The organism is Acinetobacter sp. BEC1-S18-ESBL-01 (assembly GCF_014169935.1).
Taxonomy (GTDB): domain Bacteria; phylum Pseudomonadota; class Gammaproteobacteria; order Pseudomonadales; family Moraxellaceae; genus Acinetobacter; species Acinetobacter pittii.
Genome location: NZ_AP022302.1, coordinates 3,278,637 through 3,293,575, shown reverse-complemented (window position 1 = coordinate 3,293,575; position 14,939 = coordinate 3,278,637). Strand labels below are relative to the sequence as shown.

Sequence of the window (14,939 nt, the reverse complement as noted above, 5' to 3'; positions counted from 1 at the left end):
TCAACTTAAGTTGAGGTCAAGAGAATTTAATGTTTTAGTCTTTTCTTTCTGAGTGTAATCATCATGACACCGACAATATTAAGAAGGCAGCCGACCCATTGCCACATATTGAGATGTTCATTTAAAAAAGCAACGGCAAGCAAAATCGTTAAAACTGGTCCAATTGAAGCAATCATTGCAGATTGAGAGGCACCTAATCGTTCAATGCTTTGCATGAGCATAACGGTAGGTAACACGGTAACTAAAAAGCCTAAGCCAATGCCATACCAAATTACACTAGAAGGGAGTTGTAATAGGAGTTGAATCGGATGAGGTGTGCTTAGTGCGTAATGAGTTAATGTACCGATACAAGCCACAGTTAAGGCTAACCCTGTGAAATTCCAAGAGCCAAATTTCTTAATGAGAGGTGGCGTCAGCAACAAATAGCCGGCGAAAGCCACGGCACTTGCAAATACTAAACTTGTCCCTAACCAGAAGTTGCCCTGAATTGGTGCGTTGTTGTGCTCCTGAAGCATAACCAGCACGGTTCCACCATAACTAAGAAAAATGGCAAAGAAACTTTTTACATCTAATTTTTGTTTGTAGAGTAAGCTTGATACGATGACTGTAAGCGTGGGATATAAAAATAGAATAATTCGTTCTAAAGAGGCACTAATAAACATAAGGCCCATGAAATCGAGCCAACTTGCAAAGTAGTAGCCTAATAGACCAGCAAAAATTAAAATTAGCCAATCCTTCTTTTTTATGCCCTGATTATGATGCCTGTTAAACCAGCAAATTAATAGAAAGAACGGTAAAGCGCTTAACATACGTAAAGCCATCAGGACCGTACCGTCTACTAATGGAGAAAGGGCATAAGTCTGTTTAATAAAGATTGCTTTTGTACTGAATAGAAACGCAGAGCAAAGAGCAAAAAAAGACCCGATTTGAAACGAAGATAAAGAAATTTTCATATACAGGACTGTATAAGAGAGACTATTGTCTGCAAAAAAAGAAAAACCTTCCCATATTACACCTCTAAACAAATATCGTGAATCATCAGTTCAAAATATGGGTATTTATTAAATAAATAGTGGGTGGTATTTTAAAAAAGTTCAATTAGAATCCAAATTCTGTACAAAGAATACACATGGGGGAAACATTGCAGCTTGCAATGTTTTTGACAATGAGAAATTAGCTTGAGGAACGCTCATGCAGATCGGAATCCCAACCGAAACTGTCGTCGGTGAAAATCGTGTAGCTGCTACGCCAGAGACAGTAAAGAAGTTGATTAGCGCTGGTCATAGCGTTGTGATTGAACGTGGTGCTGGTGTAAAGGCTGCGTACATTGACAGTGCTTATGAACAGGTCGGTGCAACCATTACGGATGATGCCTATACGGGTAGTCAAATTATTTTGAAAGTTCGCGCACCACAGGGCGGGGAAATTCAGAAACTTGCAGCAAATACTGCTGTTGTAGCAATGTTTGATCCTTATCGTAACACCGAGCTAGATCAGTTTGCGAATCAACAAGTGTCTGCTTTTGCTTTAGAACTGCTTCCTCGTACGCTTTCTCGTGCACAAAACATGGATGTGTTGTCTTCTCAAGCAAACTTAGCTGGTTATAAGTCAGTTTTACTTGCTGCTGCTGAATATCAACGCATGTTCCCAATGCTTATGACTGCTGCGGGTACTGTAAAGCCTGCGCGTGTTGTGATCATGGGTGTTGGGGTTGCTGGTCTTCAAGCGATTGCAACTGCAAAACGTTTAGGTGCAATTGTTGAAGCGACAGACTTACGTCCTACAGCAAAAGATCAAGTTGAGTCTTTAGGTGGTAAGTGGTTAGACGTACCAATGTCTGAAGAAGAGCAGCAACGTGCAGCAGATGCCGCTAAAAATGGTTATGGATGGATGCCGGGTGAGCAATACATCAAAGACCAAGCTGCGATTGTAGATAAAGCTGTTTCTAATGCTGATATCGTGATTACTACTGCATTGTTACCAGGTCGTGATGCGCCGCGTCTGATTAAAGCTGAAACTGTTGCCAAGATGAAACCGGGCTCTGTCATTTTAGATATGGCTGTTGAAACTGGTGGTAACGTTGAAGGCTCTAAAGTTGGTGAGACTGTGTTTACAGAAAATGGCGTGAAAATTTTGGGTGTTCCAAATATTCCGGCAACTGTAGCAACAGAAGCTTCTGCATTGTATGCGCGTAACGTTTTTAATTTCGTAGAGACCTTATTCGACAAAGAGAAAAACTTTGCGATTAATCAGGAAGACGAAATCCAAAAAGCCCTATTGGTCACTCATGGCGGTCAAGTACTGCTTAAGCGTGGTTAAGGAGATTTCTCATGGTTGAAACTATTACAATTTTCGTCCTTGCCATCTTCGTAGGTTATTACGTGGTTTGGGGTGTTACGCCAGCTTTGCATACACCACTTATGGCGGTAACTAATGCGTTGTCATCTATTATTGTGGTAGGTGCGATGTTGCAAACTGTAGGTCTGCCAGTTTTAGGTGTAGATGCTAACGTTGCATTTCAAAGTGTGAATGTGGTGAGCGTACTCGGTGCGATTGCAGTATTTTTGGCAAGCATTAATATTTTCGGTGGCTTTGCAGTAACTGCACGCATGCTGGAAATGTTCAAGCCTAAGCAAAAGAAATAAGAGGGCTTTGACATGGAATTTATTCAAGCAAATGCAAACTGGTTGTACCTTGTTGGCGCAATCCTCTTTATCTTGACGCTTCGTGGCTTATCTGGTCCTAAAACAGCAATTCAAGGTAACCGTTACGGTATGATCGCGATGGCGATTGCAGTTGTAACAACCTTCTTTGTTGCGAATAACCCAGTTATTTGGATGATCGTTGGGGCAATGGTGTTAGGTGCAATCGTGGGTATTGCGCGTGCACGTACAGTGCCAATGACGCAAATGCCAGAAACTGTTGCGCTTATGCACTCATTAGTGGGTTTGGCTGCGGTATTAATTGCGATTGCTGCAATTTTACATAATAACCAACTTACTGAACTATTCGCTCAAAATGAGGCGGCTTTAACCGCAGCTGGCGTGCAGCATGCACACATGAGTAAGGTTCATTTATTTGAATTGTTTGTTGGTTGTTTCGTTGGTGCGATTACCTTTACTGCATCTGTGTTTGCGTATGGTAAATTGGCTGCGAAAAAATGGGCTAAAACTATTTCTGGTACATGGGTTAAACCTGTTCAAGCACTCATCTTTATCGCGATGTTAGCTTGTGGTTTCTACTTCTTTACAACTGGCAACATGACTGCTTTCTGGGCAATGACAGCACTTGCACTTGCATTTGGTTGGGTTTGGATTGCACCAGTGGGTGGTGGTGACATGCCTGTAGTGGTATCGCTTCTTAACTCATTCTCTGGTTGGGCAGCGGCAGGTATCGGTTTTACTCTTGAAAACAACATGTTGATCGTTGCAGGTTCGCTTGTAGGTTCATCTGGTGCGATTCTGTCGTACATCATGTGTAAAGCAATGAACCGTTCGATCATCAATGTATTGTTTGGTGGAGCAATGGGTGGTGCAGCAGTTGCATCTGCAGATAAAGGTGAACAAGTTCAACGTAACTACCGTTCAGGTTCTGCTGATGATGCTGGCTTCTTAATGTCAAATGCGGACAGCGTTGTGATTGTACCTGGTTATGGTATGGCGCAAGGTCGTGCACAAAATGCTGTAAAAGAGTTGTGTGAACTTTTGAAAGAACAGGGTGTTCGCGTTCGCTTCGCAATCCATCCGGTTGCGGGTCGTATGCCTGGTCATATGAACGTACTACTTGCTGAAGCAGACGTAGCATATGAAGACATTTTGGAAATGGATGAGATCAACTCAGACTTCCCTGCAACAGATGTAGTACTTGTAATTGGTGCAAACGACGTTGTAAACCCAGCTGCAAAAGATGACCCAAGCTCACCGATTTATGGTATGCCGATTCTTGAAGCTCATAAAGCGCGTACAATCATGGTGATTAAGCGTTCTATGGCAACTGGTTATGCTGGTCTAGACAACGATTTGTTCTATAACGAAAAAACAATGATGATCTTTGGTGATGCCAAGAAAGTTGTTGAAGATATGACAAAAGCAATTAACGGTACAGGCCACTAATTTGCTTTGAAATAAAAAACCACCTTCGGGTGGTTTTTTATTTGGGCTGATTTTTAAAGAAATTTTTCTACAAGATCCATAGATTGTTGATATAAGTCACGTGCCAGTTGCTGATTTTTAGCATGTGAGGATTTCCAGTCTGGCATATGTGCACTCACATATTCACCATTACGCTTCTGCCATGCATCTCCAGTTGCCATTTCTGTAATGAGTTTGGCTGGAACTGAAGTTGGTACTAGGCCTAATTTCATCGCCGCATAGACAGGTTTGGGTAAGTCGCGATAAATATCAGAAGCAACACCACCCGGGTGTAATGCATTATTGGTAATTGAACTTCCAGCTAACTGTTCTGCTAATGCATTGCTGAATAGTAAATTCGCAAGCTTTGATTGACCATAATAGAACAGGGGATTGTAAAAACCTTCTGCGCGAAATTTATTGGGTTTAATTGAGCCAACCCAATGAGCAATAGACGCAAGATGAATAATGCGCGCTTTAGGAGATTGTTGTAAAACTGGGAGTAGTTTTTGAGTTAATAAAAAATGACCTAAATAATTAACCCCAAATTGTTGCTCAAAGCCTTCACTGGTCAACTGTTTGGTTTTGGCAAATAAACCTGCATTATTAATAAGTACATCCAGGTTGCTATAGCGATCAGCAATTTCATCGGCGGCTTTTCTAGTTAATTCAAGACTATTTAAGTCGAGAGAAACGATATCGACTTGTCCTTGGTTGAGTGAGCTTAGTTTGTTTTGTGCCTCTTGCGCTTTCTGAGGATTTCGACATGCCAAAATCACATGTTGCCCTTGTTTAACGAGTTGTTCTGCTGTCGCGAAACCTATGCCCGTATTAGCACCTGTAATTAATATCTTCACTTTCTGTACTCCGGTTATGCTATTTATTGGTGGGGACTTCAAGAATTTGTATAGTGCTGCAAATTTGACAATTTGTCATGTCAAATTTAAAAATGGGTGATGACTGACAGCTTTTGGACTTTCACTTAATCTCTATAATCAAAAATGGAGGTATTTATTTTTATTTAATGTGATGGGGCTATATTGGCTATTTTCTACTTTAACTGGATGCTAAGAATGATAATATTTGATTGATATATAGTAATTATTTAAGGAATTTAAGTGGTTAAAAAAATAATATTCTTTTTAATCTCATTTATCAGTTTTTCCTTTTCATCGGTAACTTTGGCAGAGCCTCTTGAGGAGGTAAGTGAAAAATATTCAAATTGTTTGATGGGGCAAGTTGGGCCTCAAATAAAAATGAATAAAGATGAAAATGATATTGTTGAAGATGCTTTCTATAAATGTAGACAAGAGGAAAAGGAATGGATGGGGATAATTGATATAAAAAAATTGGCGGGTGATGATTATAAAAATATAAGTGAGGAGCAACTCAAACTAATTTCTGAGCTACAAAGTGATATTGTAAAGAAAATGAAGATAAATATGACTGAGGAAATGCTTAAAGTTATTCGAGAAGAAAGAAAAGTTAGTACACAATAAACTGTAGGTGGTAATGAAAAATATCACCTTTAACAACTAAAAAAGCGGCTCAAAAGAGCCGCTTTTTTTAAAAGCAAAATTTTAAGCAACCGACTCTGGAGCGGTACGCCATAAGCTTTCTAAATCATAGAATTTACGAGCTGTTGGTAGCATTACGTGTACTACAACAAAGCCGAGATCAATTAAGATCCATTCTGCATCTCGTTCACCTTCAACGCCAATCGGGCGGAAACCGGCTTTTCGAGCTTCTTCTGCAACATTGTCAGCAAGTGCTTTGACATGGCGAGTAGAAGTACCACTTGCAATTACAATAGCATCAGCGACATTGCTAATTGAGCTAACATCTAACTGGAGAATATCTTTTGCTTTTACATCAACTAAAGCGTCGTGGACGACTTTGAGACAAGCTTGTACGTCTTTATTTGAAGTGTTCATTGCGAAATCGTGAGAATTAGACACGCTGGGCGATGGTTCTAAATTCATATAGGGTATATTTTCCTGACAATTACTCACTATCTAATATAGTGGTTTTCGCACTAAATTTCAAACAGAAGTCGTAACAGTTTATATATTTACATCATCAGAAAAGTATTTTTTCTTCCATGTCAACGACTGATTTGAACCATTCTCAGGTTTATATTCCGCTGCAATATAGTTCTGATATGAACTTTGCTTTAACCAAGAAAAAATTTGTTCATAAGGAATTTGAGCTGTATCAGGCTCATGGCGGCCCGGACAGTCTGCAAATTGAATATGTCCAATTAAGTTAATATTCTCTTGCAAACCCTCAAGTACATCTTCCCCCATCATGGCCATGTGATAGCAGTCATATTGCATTTTGAGGGCAGGGTGGTTAACCGCTTCGAGCATTTCTTGGCCCTGCGCAATGTTCTGCACCAAAAAGCGAGGCATATCCGTGCCATTAATCATTTCAAAAACGGGTTCTATATCATGTTCACTGAGTAAGTTGCAGGCAAGTTTTAAATTGGCTGCTAGTGTTTTTAAACAAGGAAGTAAGTCAGCATCTAGTGGTTGCTTACCCGCCAAAATATTAACACGAGGAACGTTTAAAGCCGTGGCATACCTAATAGCCAATTCTAATGCCTCATGGAAAGCTGTTTCTTGGCCGGGAATGCCTGCTAAACCGTTTCCGCCTTGCATAAGATCACCTGCAGGCACATTAATTAAGCAAAGGCTGAGGTTGTAGCGTTCGAGTTGAGTTTGAATATCTGCAATAGACAATTCATAAGGAAATTGAATTTCGACATATTCGAAGCCCTGAGCATGGGCCAGAGCAAAGCGTTCAATTAAAGGAACTTCGGTAAAAATCATGGATAAATTGATTGCAAGACGACCCATACTCAAACTCCGTTTATTTTTGCTCTATTAATTGAATCATAGTAGCTAAATCTTTCTCGGCAAAGCCATTTTTTTGGTGAGTTTGTAGCTGTAATAGAGCTTTTTGTGCAACTGGGATATCTAAATTAACATTGTTAGCCAATGTTACTGCGTTGTTAAGATCCTTTGATAATGTTTGAACTTTCCACTGAACAGGTTCAAAGGTATGAGTTGCCATACGTGGGGTGAGAATTTGAAAAGGTTTTGAATCTGCAAATCCACCTGCTAAGGCTGGAGCGAGCAAAGTGGTATCTACACCAGCTCGGTCTGCTAGTGCAACAGCTTCTGCAATAAGAGCACTGTTGGCTGCAACAATGAGTTGATTGCAGATTTTGGTGGCTTGGCCAGTTCCTGTATCTCCCATTCGTGTTACACGTTGAGATAAAACATTATAAACAGGCGTTAATTCTGTAATGGTTTGAGCATCACCACCTGCAAAAATAACAAGCGTGCCTTGTTCTGCTCCAGCTGTTCCACCTGATACAGGTGAATCAATCCAAATAACGTCATGCGCGGCAGCAGTTTGAGCAAGCGTTTTTGTTGCAGCAACAGATAAGCTTGAGAAATCAACAATTACCTGTTTAGCTTTTAAGTTCGGCTGAATTTGTTCAAATACAGTTTGTACAGCTTTGTCATCTGCTAGACAGGTCAAAATAACAGGATATTCGCCAATATTTATAAGATCTAAAGGTTGTGCGCCGATATCAATCAGTTCTTCACATGCAGAAGGGGTTCGATTCCAGACAGCAACTTGAAAACCTGCCTGAATAAGACGAGTTGCCATGCGGCTCCCCATAAGCCCTATACCTAAAAAAGCAATAGGGGTGTTGCGATCAAAATTCATAATCTAAGCTCTTTATTTATATTGGCGTGGTAAAAAATTAACTTCTGGATGTTTGTCTTTTTTACGAGCAAGTTTGCTATTTTTACCAAGTAATAATTTAAGTTGCCAGATTTTTTCTAGACGTAATGACTTTTCAGGTTGGTGTTCCATTGCATCAAGTACACGTTTTGCTGCAGTTAGGGCATCAGGTGAGCGTTGTAACATTTCAGTGGCAATTTCATTTGCTTTTTCTAGCGGAGAGTCGCTTAAATGAGTTACAAGACCAATTTCTTTTGCATAATCTCCATCAAAAACGCGGGCCGTTAAGGTGAGTTCTTTTGCAAGGTCAACACCAATTAAGCCTTTCAATGAGCGAGTAAGTCCCATATCTGGAACTAAGCCCCAACGGCTTTCCATAATCGACATTTTAGTGTCTGGATGAGAAATGCGAATATCAGCTGCTAAGGCAAGTTGCATTCCGGCACCAAAACAATATCCTTCAAGAGCTGCAATCACAGGTACAGGTAAATTTTGCCAAATCAGGAATGCTTTCTGGAAGAGGCTTTGGCCAGGTTTAACAAGCTCCCAAATGGCAAAAGCGGAGTTTTTCGGATTATTCAGATCAGATAAATCAATTCCAGCACTAAAAACTTGTGCTTCCCCTGTCAAAATCACACAGCGGATATCTCTATCTTTTTTAATGGCTTTTGCTGTTGAAACGAGTTCTTTGAGAAGGGCAAAACTCATGGCGTTACGTTTATCAGGACGGTTTAGATAAACTGTTGCAATGCCATTATTCTTTTCAATACGTAAAAGTGCCATGAAATTCCCGCTTATTTTTTTATCGATAAGCGGAGCATAACATGGCTGTAATTTGGAAACATGACAGCTCAGTCATACCATTTGGTAGATATGCTAGTCAGGAATCACCAAGATTTGGTGGGCTGCACTTTCCACTTCTTTAACAACAAGTCCTAACTCATCAAAGCGTCTCATAACTTCTTCAATAAATCCTTCATCGGCTATACGGCGTTCTTTGCGTAGTGTTGAAATAAATTGCTCAAAATCACCTGTCACTTGTTGCAGTTTTGGAGTCCCTACATAGCGGGTAGCACCATAAAGACGATGTAAAACATGCTCAAGTTGAGGGAAGTCTTCAAGCTCGATGAGCTGCTGCATTTCGTCTAGCTCAGTTGGGAAACTATCAACTAACATTTTAAGTAAATCTTGAGCAAGATCTTCTTTATTTGCTGCAAGCTGCAAACTTTGTTGCCAGTTTAGAATTTCTGGGTCTAATGCTTCTGCAACGACATGATGGTCTTTATCTAGAGCTTTTGATGTAAAGTTGTTTTTGGTCCATTGCGTTAAAATTTGGATAATTTGTTCCATTTGAATTGGCTTGGTAACATAGTCATTCATGCCTACTTTGAGGAGTTTTTGCTTTTCATCAGCAAGGGCATGCGCTGTTAATGCAATAATTGGAAGCTGCATTTCACCATCTAAAGTCGACTCTAATGAGCGAATAGCGCGAGTTGTATCAATACCTGACATAACAGGCATTTGAATATCCATAAATACCAAATCAAATGGTTTAAGCTTCTGGTCAATTCGCTCTTGGATCAGGTTCAGCGCTTCTTGACCGCTGAGAGCTTTAGTTGTTCTAACGTTGAGTTCGCCTAGCAAGGCTTCTAAAACAATTAAGTTAGGTAAATGGTCATCGACTGCCAGAATGTGTAAACCTTGACCATTAAAATCTTGTTGCTCCTCTTCAAAAATAGGCTGATCATTTAATAATTGAATGAGTCCGCTTCGACTTAATGGTTGATATAAAGGGCGAGCACGATATTCAGTGAGCATGTTTGGCTCAAGCGTCATTTGATAGCCATAAACTGCCAAATTACCTTGATAACGACTACGAATCTCTTTTAATAACGCTTCAGTATCACCACTATGGTCAACAATGAGCCATGTATTATCTTTTTGATCAAGATGTTTTAAACGACTAAATAAGTCCAGAATCGATTGTGTCTCGATGTGAGGAACATGATAGTTTTCAAGATAGTAACGTAAAACACTTGCGGTAGCAGGGTGTGCAAGATAAGACACCACTTGTAAATGCTCAAAGTGTGGATGTTCGATCTCGTAATCTTCATCTACCACAAATTGTGCGGTAAACCAGAACGTAGAGCCTTTTTCTGTTGGAGCGCGTTCTTGGTTATCCTCAAAGCCAATTTGACCATGCATGAGATGGACAAGCTGTTTAGAAATAGCTAGACCTAAACCTGTACCGCCAAATTGACGTGTAACGGATGCATCACCTTGCGAGAATGATTCAAATAATTTTTTACGATCTGTGCCGCTTAAACCAATACCACTATCTTGAACACTAAAATGAAGTAGGCATTGTCCGATATCATCATGTTCCATACGAACACGAACAATAATTTCGCCGTCTGGAGTGAACTTAATCGCATTTGAAATCAAATTAGTTAGAATTTGTTTAAAGCGTAAAGCATCACCAATCACTTGTTGTGGAATGTTGTCTGCATAATAAAACGCCATTGCAATATGCTTTTGAGCAGCCAGTGGAGACAACATGTCCATGACATCAAAGACAGCTTCTTCTAAATCAAACGGTGCTGTTTCGAGCTCTAATTTACCCGCATCAATTTTGGAGAAATCTAATACATCATTAATTAATGCTAATAAGTGGGCAGATGACTTGCGAATGGTTTGTAGGTAAAGGTTTTGTTCGTTATTTAGGTTTTGCTGACGAAGTAATAAATGAATAAAGCCATCAATACTGTTTAAAGGCGTTCGAAGCTCATGACTAATATTGGCAAGGAAAACCGATTTGGCTTGGTTCGATGAAATCGCTTGGTCACGTGCTTGACGATAGGTAATGTTTTGAACTTCTAAGGTGTCTAGCGTTCTGCGTAAGTCCTCTTCGGTTTGTTCGGTGTGTTCTTTTAACTCTAAAAAGCTAAAGTGCAATCGTTTAACAACGTTTGCAATATCTCGCTGTAACAAGCGTAATTCACCAGTACTGTTAATTACCATGTGCTGGTCTAGTGTGTCTGCATTTAAACGTTGCAACTGCATGCGAATTTCGTACATCGGCGCAATCCAGCGACGCGAATAAAAATTCAAGCAAAGTAAAAGTAACAGTAAGGTCATTAAGCCAGTAATGACGAGGGCAATCAAAATACGGTAATGTGCCAATTCTAGTGGCTGATTGTCCATCTCAATCACGAGCCAGACAGGTGTTTTTCCTGGTGTATCGCTAATACGAAGTCCATAAATATTGTTGTGGTTATAAGAGATTGGACCAAAAAAATTATTTTTTTCAGTAAAGTTTGGCCAGTAGCGATTGTCTCGATAACCGATACTTAAATAAGTCTGGCCATTACTATCAATTAAAGCAGCACGTTTTAGATTTTTTTCATTAAACATGCTTTGCATGATGTGCTGAGCATGGTCATATTCATCGGGTTGTAGTTCGACTAGGTGGTATAAATCTAGTGCGATTTGATTATAGCGGGCTAAAATTGCTGAGGCATGATGTAGCTGTTGTTGTTTTACTGAATGCGAGGTTTCAGTTAAAACCAGAAAAGCACCAACACACGTTAAAATCATAATGGGCACAAAAATAAGAGCAATCAATTGCCCATATGCATGATTCAGACGTAAGCGTTTCGATAAGGTTTTATTGAAATTAGACATGGCTACATCAGATTTATCTCTCTGTACGGCATCTTATCACGCTTTATTTTAAAACAGACGGCATTTTATAAATGACCGAGCTTTAATCGCTTTCATGAAAAAGCATATTGAAATGGGTGCAGTACCGAGCATTTTTTCATACAATAGGCCCACCTCGATATAGGTGTTGATCATGAGTAATACACAACCTGATTTTTTAGCTGACGAATTTTTGTTAGATCACTATGTAGGTAAGACACCTCTAGTTCGTTTGCAGCGATTAGCTTCTCATACGCAAGCGATAGTTTTAGCAAAATTGGAAGGTAATAATCCGGCAGGTTCTGTAAAAGACCGTCCTGCATATAACATGATTATGCAGGCAGAAAAACGTGGTCAAATTAAACCGGGTGATACATTAATTGAAGCAACCAGCGGTAATACAGGTATTGCGTTGGCTATGGTTGCGGCAATGCGCGGCTATAAAATGAAACTTATTATGCCGAACAACATGAGCCAAGAGCGTAAAGATGCGATGCTGGCTTATGGCGCAGAGCTGATTGAAGTGACACCACAGCAAGGTATGGAAGGTGCACGAGATTTAGCCTTGCAAATGGAAAAAGAAGGTAAAGGTCACGTTTTAAATCAGTTTGGTAATCCTGATAATGTTGAAGCACATTATTTAACAACTGGCCCAGAAATTTGGAAACAAACAGGTGGGAAAATTACCCATTTTGTAAGCTCAATGGGTACAACCGGTACTATTATGGGCGTTTCTAAATATTTAAAAGAACAAAACCCAGATATTCAAATTGTTGGTTTACAGCCAGCAGACGGATCAAGTATTGCTGGTATTCGCCGTTGGCCAAAAGAATACTTGCCTACTATTTTTGATAGTAGCCGTGTGGATCGTATTATTGATATTCCACAAATTGAAGCTGAAAAAACCATGCGTAAATTAGCACGTATGGAAGGTGTTAGTGCTGGTACATCTTCAGGTGGTGCAGTTTGGGCGTCAATCAAAATTGCAGAAGAAAATCCGGATGCTGTTATTGTTTGCATTATCTGTGACCGTGGCGATCGCTACTTGTCTACAGGTCTGTTTTCAGTACAGGACGATAACTCATAATTGAGAGAAATAATGCGTTTCCCTACCTTAGTTTTTGATATTGAAACTTTAACTGATTTAAAAGCGGGTGCGCATTTATATCATCTTGATTTACCTGAAGCCGATGTAGAGCAAGCATTGACGAAAATCCGTCGCCAAGAATCTGGTATGGATTTTCAGCGTTTGCCTTTACATGAAATTGTTTGTATTTCTGGCTTATGGATCGATGAGTCTGGTTTTCGATTATTTTCTTTCAGTCGAGAACAATATTCTGAAGCAGAAATTTTGCAGAAATTTCTATCTATTTTTGATAAGCGCCATCCGACTCTAGTAAGTTGGAATGGTTCGCAATTTGATTTACCAGTTATCCTATTTCGCGCTATGTATCATGGGCTCTCTGCACCTGGTCTGTTTGATCAAGGTGAGATTGATAGCCAGAAGCGTTTTAATAATTACCAAAACCGTTATCACCATCGCCATATAGATTTAATGGACGTGATGGCAATGTTTAATGGTCGTAATTTTCAAAAGCTTGATGATATTGCCTGTATTTTAGGTTTACCAGGTAAGCGTGGTGAGTCGGGTTATCATGTGCCTGAATATGTTCGTAATCAACAGTGGTTAAAATTGACGAGCTATTGTGAAGGGGATGTGCTCAATACATGGTTTATTTATTTGCGTTGGTTGGTACTAAAAGGTCAATTGAATGCAGATGAACATAACCACTGGATCAGTTCGAGTATTGAGTATTTACAGACTATGCCACAGCAGGCCGACTTCCTTGAAGTATGGGAACGTACTTCGAAACATACTGAATTTACTTCTCACTATTTTAATTCTTCAGATTTTTAGGTTCATTCTTTGAAACAACAAGCCCAATCTCGCAACCTCCAACAACCTGAATATATTTTTCAGGTTGAAACACTTTCTCATGAGGGGCGTGGAATTGCACATTATGGTTCTCATCCTGAGCACCCTGCAGATAAGCATGGCAAAAAAGTTTTTATTCGTTATGCATTGCCAGGAGAAACTGTAAAAGCTCGGATTACCCATCAAGCGAAGCGTCTTGAAGAAGCTGAAATGTTGCAGTTGTTAGGAGAACCTTCAGCACATCGTATAGAGGCAATTTGTCCTCATTATGGTGTTTGTGGTGGCTGTAGCATGCAGCATATTCATCCTGATGAACAAATCCGTTTAAAACAAAATGTACTCCAGTCACATTTACAGCATTTTGCAGGTATTCAACCTGAACAGTGGCTAGAACCGATTCGATCTTTACAAAGCGATTATCGTCGTCGTGCTCGAATAGGCGTGCGCTATTTGCCAAAACCAGATCGCTTAATCATGGGTTTTCGCGAACATCATAGTAATCGTTTAACTTCGATCCATAGCTGTAGTGTTTTGGATAAAAACTTATCAAATAGTCTGCCTGAGTTACGTACTTTACTCCAAAGTCTAAAAGGCAAAGCGCACATTGGTCATGTAGAATTAGCAAAAGGTGATAATGAAATTTCTTTATTGGTTCGTCATGTAGAAAAATTAAACAATTCTGATGTCAACCAATTAAAGCAATTTGCGTTACACAAAGGATGGCAGTTGTATTTGCAACCAAAAGGTCCTGAAAGCATTCGTCGTATTGATGATGAACAAGGTGCTTTACGTTTACATTATGCCTTAGAAAGGTTTAATGTAAATTTTGCTTTTTCGCCATTGGATTTTACTCAGGTCAATGCCACAGTAAATGAACAGATGGTTCAATTGGCATGTGAATTGCTTCAGTTGCAACCAGGTGAAAAGGTACTTGATCTATTTTGCGGTTTGGGCAATTTCTCACTCCCGTTAGCACGATGTGTTGGTGAGAGTGGTCAGGTTGTCGGTGTTGAAGGGAGTGAAGAAATGGTGCAGCGAGCAACAGCTAATGCGAAATGCAATAGTTTGGTGCAAGCAACCTTCTTTTCACAAGATTTAACAAAAGATTTTTCGCATCATTCTTGGGCAAATCAAGGATTTGATGCATTATTGATTGATCCTCCTCGTGCTGGTGCATATGAAATTATGCAGTATGTATCAAATTTTGGAGCAAAAAGAATCGTTTATGTATCATGTAATCCAGCTACACTGGCAAGGGATGCGGGTGTTTTGGTCCAATATGGTTACCAGTTAAAAAAAGCAGCAGTGATGGACATGTTTACGCATACCGAACATGTTGAATCCATTGCACTATTTGAAAAAATTCAAGAGATAAACGATTAAAAACATGAGTTACATATTGAGGAGAATGG

General features: G+C 39.7%; 14 protein-coding genes. 7 read left to right on the top strand and 7 right to left on the bottom strand.

The features are described 5' to 3' along the window. Window positions 1-26: 26 nt before the first annotated feature. A complete protein-coding gene (locus tag H7R46_RS15680; protein WP_005066236.1) occupies window positions 27-953 on the bottom strand; it encodes a DMT family transporter in 927 nt (308 codons plus the stop codon). 238 nt (window positions 954-1,191) lie between these two features. Here H7R46_RS15680 and H7R46_RS15675 point away from each other — a divergent pair, with 238 nt between their 5' ends. From H7R46_RS15675 to H7R46_RS15665, 3 genes are read left to right on the top strand one after another with little or no spacing between them, the layout of a single operon-like run. After that, on the top strand, window positions 1,192-2,319 hold the full coding sequence (locus tag H7R46_RS15675) for a Re/Si-specific NAD(P)(+) transhydrogenase subunit alpha (RefSeq protein ID WP_002117245.1): 1,128 nt from the start codon (window positions 1,192-1,194) through the stop codon (window positions 2,317-2,319). Window positions 2,320-2,330: 11 nt separating this feature from the next. Beyond that, window positions 2,331-2,645, top strand: coding sequence for a proton-translocating transhydrogenase family protein (locus tag H7R46_RS15670; RefSeq protein WP_000230434.1), 315 nt, complete (start codon window positions 2,331-2,333; stop codon window positions 2,643-2,645). A gap of 12 nt (window positions 2,646-2,657) precedes the next feature. Continuing rightward, window positions 2,658-4,112, top strand: a complete 1,455-nt coding sequence (locus H7R46_RS15665) for an NAD(P)(+) transhydrogenase (Re/Si-specific) subunit beta (protein ID WP_005066239.1) — start codon at window positions 2,658-2,660, stop codon at window positions 4,110-4,112. Window positions 4,113-4,165: 53 nt separating this feature from the next. On the opposite strand, the gene H7R46_RS15660 is transcribed toward H7R46_RS15665, so the two are convergent. Then, entirely contained in the window at window positions 4,166-4,987 is an 822-nt protein-coding gene (locus tag H7R46_RS15660; RefSeq protein WP_005066242.1) for an SDR family NAD(P)-dependent oxidoreductase, read from the bottom strand. A gap of 261 nt (window positions 4,988-5,248) precedes the next feature. Here H7R46_RS15660 and H7R46_RS15655 point away from each other — a divergent pair, with 261 nt between their 5' ends. After that, window positions 5,249-5,629 carry a hypothetical protein gene (locus H7R46_RS15655; RefSeq protein WP_005066245.1) on the top strand — a complete coding sequence of 127 codons (381 nt, stop codon included), beginning with the start codon at window positions 5,249-5,251 and terminating at the stop codon, window positions 5,627-5,629. An 81-nt stretch (window positions 5,630-5,710) separates the two neighbouring features. Here the strand turns inward: H7R46_RS15655 and rsfS are convergent, their stop codons facing one another. The 5 genes from rsfS to H7R46_RS15630 form a co-directional block, all read right to left on the bottom strand. After that, the gene (gene rsfS / locus H7R46_RS15650; protein WP_001047580.1) at window positions 5,711-6,112 is read right to left on the bottom strand and encodes a ribosome silencing factor; all 402 of its coding nucleotides are present in this window, start codon (window positions 6,110-6,112) and stop codon (window positions 5,711-5,713) included. Window positions 6,113-6,193: 81 nt separating this feature from the next. Then, entirely contained in the window at window positions 6,194-6,988 is a 795-nt protein-coding gene (locus tag H7R46_RS15645) for a hydroxypyruvate isomerase family protein (protein WP_005066247.1), read from the bottom strand. A 13-nt stretch (window positions 6,989-7,001) separates the two neighbouring features. Next, on the bottom strand, window positions 7,002-7,871 hold the full coding sequence (locus H7R46_RS15640; RefSeq protein WP_005066249.1) for an NAD(P)-dependent oxidoreductase: 870 nt from the start codon (window positions 7,869-7,871) through the stop codon (window positions 7,002-7,004). A 12-nt stretch (window positions 7,872-7,883) separates the two neighbouring features. Next, entirely contained in the window at window positions 7,884-8,672 is a 789-nt protein-coding gene (locus tag H7R46_RS15635) for a crotonase/enoyl-CoA hydratase family protein (protein ID WP_005066251.1), read from the bottom strand. A 93-nt stretch (window positions 8,673-8,765) separates the two neighbouring features. Next, window positions 8,766-11,573, bottom strand: coding sequence for an ATP-binding protein (locus H7R46_RS15630; RefSeq protein WP_086260957.1), 2,808 nt, complete (start codon window positions 11,571-11,573; stop codon window positions 8,766-8,768). 172 nt (window positions 11,574-11,745) lie between these two features. Between H7R46_RS15630 and cysM the strand changes: the two genes are divergently transcribed. From cysM to rlmD, 3 genes are read left to right on the top strand one after another with little or no spacing between them, the layout of a single operon-like run. Next, window positions 11,746-12,678, top strand: a complete 933-nt coding sequence (gene cysM, locus H7R46_RS15625) for a cysteine synthase CysM (protein WP_002117176.1) — start codon at window positions 11,746-11,748, stop codon at window positions 12,676-12,678. Window positions 12,679-12,690: 12 nt separating this feature from the next. Next, window positions 12,691-13,509, top strand: coding sequence for a 3'-5' exonuclease (locus H7R46_RS15620; RefSeq protein WP_005066255.1), 819 nt, complete (start codon window positions 12,691-12,693; stop codon window positions 13,507-13,509). Between the two features lie 9 nt (window positions 13,510-13,518). Continuing rightward, window positions 13,519-14,910 carry a 23S rRNA (uracil(1939)-C(5))-methyltransferase RlmD gene (rlmD, locus tag H7R46_RS15615; protein ID WP_005066262.1) on the top strand — a complete coding sequence of 464 codons (1,392 nt, stop codon included), beginning with the start codon at window positions 13,519-13,521 and terminating at the stop codon, window positions 14,908-14,910. Window positions 14,911-14,939: the final 29 nt, after the last annotated feature.

Coding starts and splice junctions, on each gene's coding strand:
- H7R46_RS15675 (WP_002117245.1), top strand. CDS start 1,192: ATGCAGATCGGAATCCCAACCGAAACTGTCGTCGGTGAAAATCGTGTA.
- H7R46_RS15680 (WP_005066236.1), bottom strand. CDS start 953: ATGAAAATTTCTTTATCTTCGTTTCAAATCGGGTCTTTTTTTGCTCTT.
- H7R46_RS15645 (WP_005066247.1), bottom strand. CDS start 6,988: ATGGGTCGTCTTGCAATCAATTTATCCATGATTTTTACCGAAGTTCCT.
- H7R46_RS15630 (WP_086260957.1), bottom strand. CDS start 11,573: ATGTCTAATTTCAATAAAACCTTATCGAAACGCTTACGTCTGAATCAT.
- cysM (WP_002117176.1), top strand. CDS start 11,746: ATGAGTAATACACAACCTGATTTTTTAGCTGACGAATTTTTGTTAGAT.
- H7R46_RS15670 (WP_000230434.1), top strand. CDS start 2,331: ATGGTTGAAACTATTACAATTTTCGTCCTTGCCATCTTCGTAGGTTAT.
- H7R46_RS15640 (WP_005066249.1), bottom strand. CDS start 7,871: ATGAATTTTGATCGCAACACCCCTATTGCTTTTTTAGGTATAGGGCTT.
- H7R46_RS15635 (WP_005066251.1), bottom strand. CDS start 8,672: ATGGCACTTTTACGTATTGAAAAGAATAATGGCATTGCAACAGTTTAT.
- rsfS (WP_001047580.1), bottom strand. CDS start 6,112: ATGAATTTAGAACCATCGCCCAGCGTGTCTAATTCTCACGATTTCGCA.
- H7R46_RS15665 (WP_005066239.1), top strand. CDS start 2,658: ATGGAATTTATTCAAGCAAATGCAAACTGGTTGTACCTTGTTGGCGCA.
- H7R46_RS15620 (WP_005066255.1), top strand. CDS start 12,691: ATGCGTTTCCCTACCTTAGTTTTTGATATTGAAACTTTAACTGATTTA.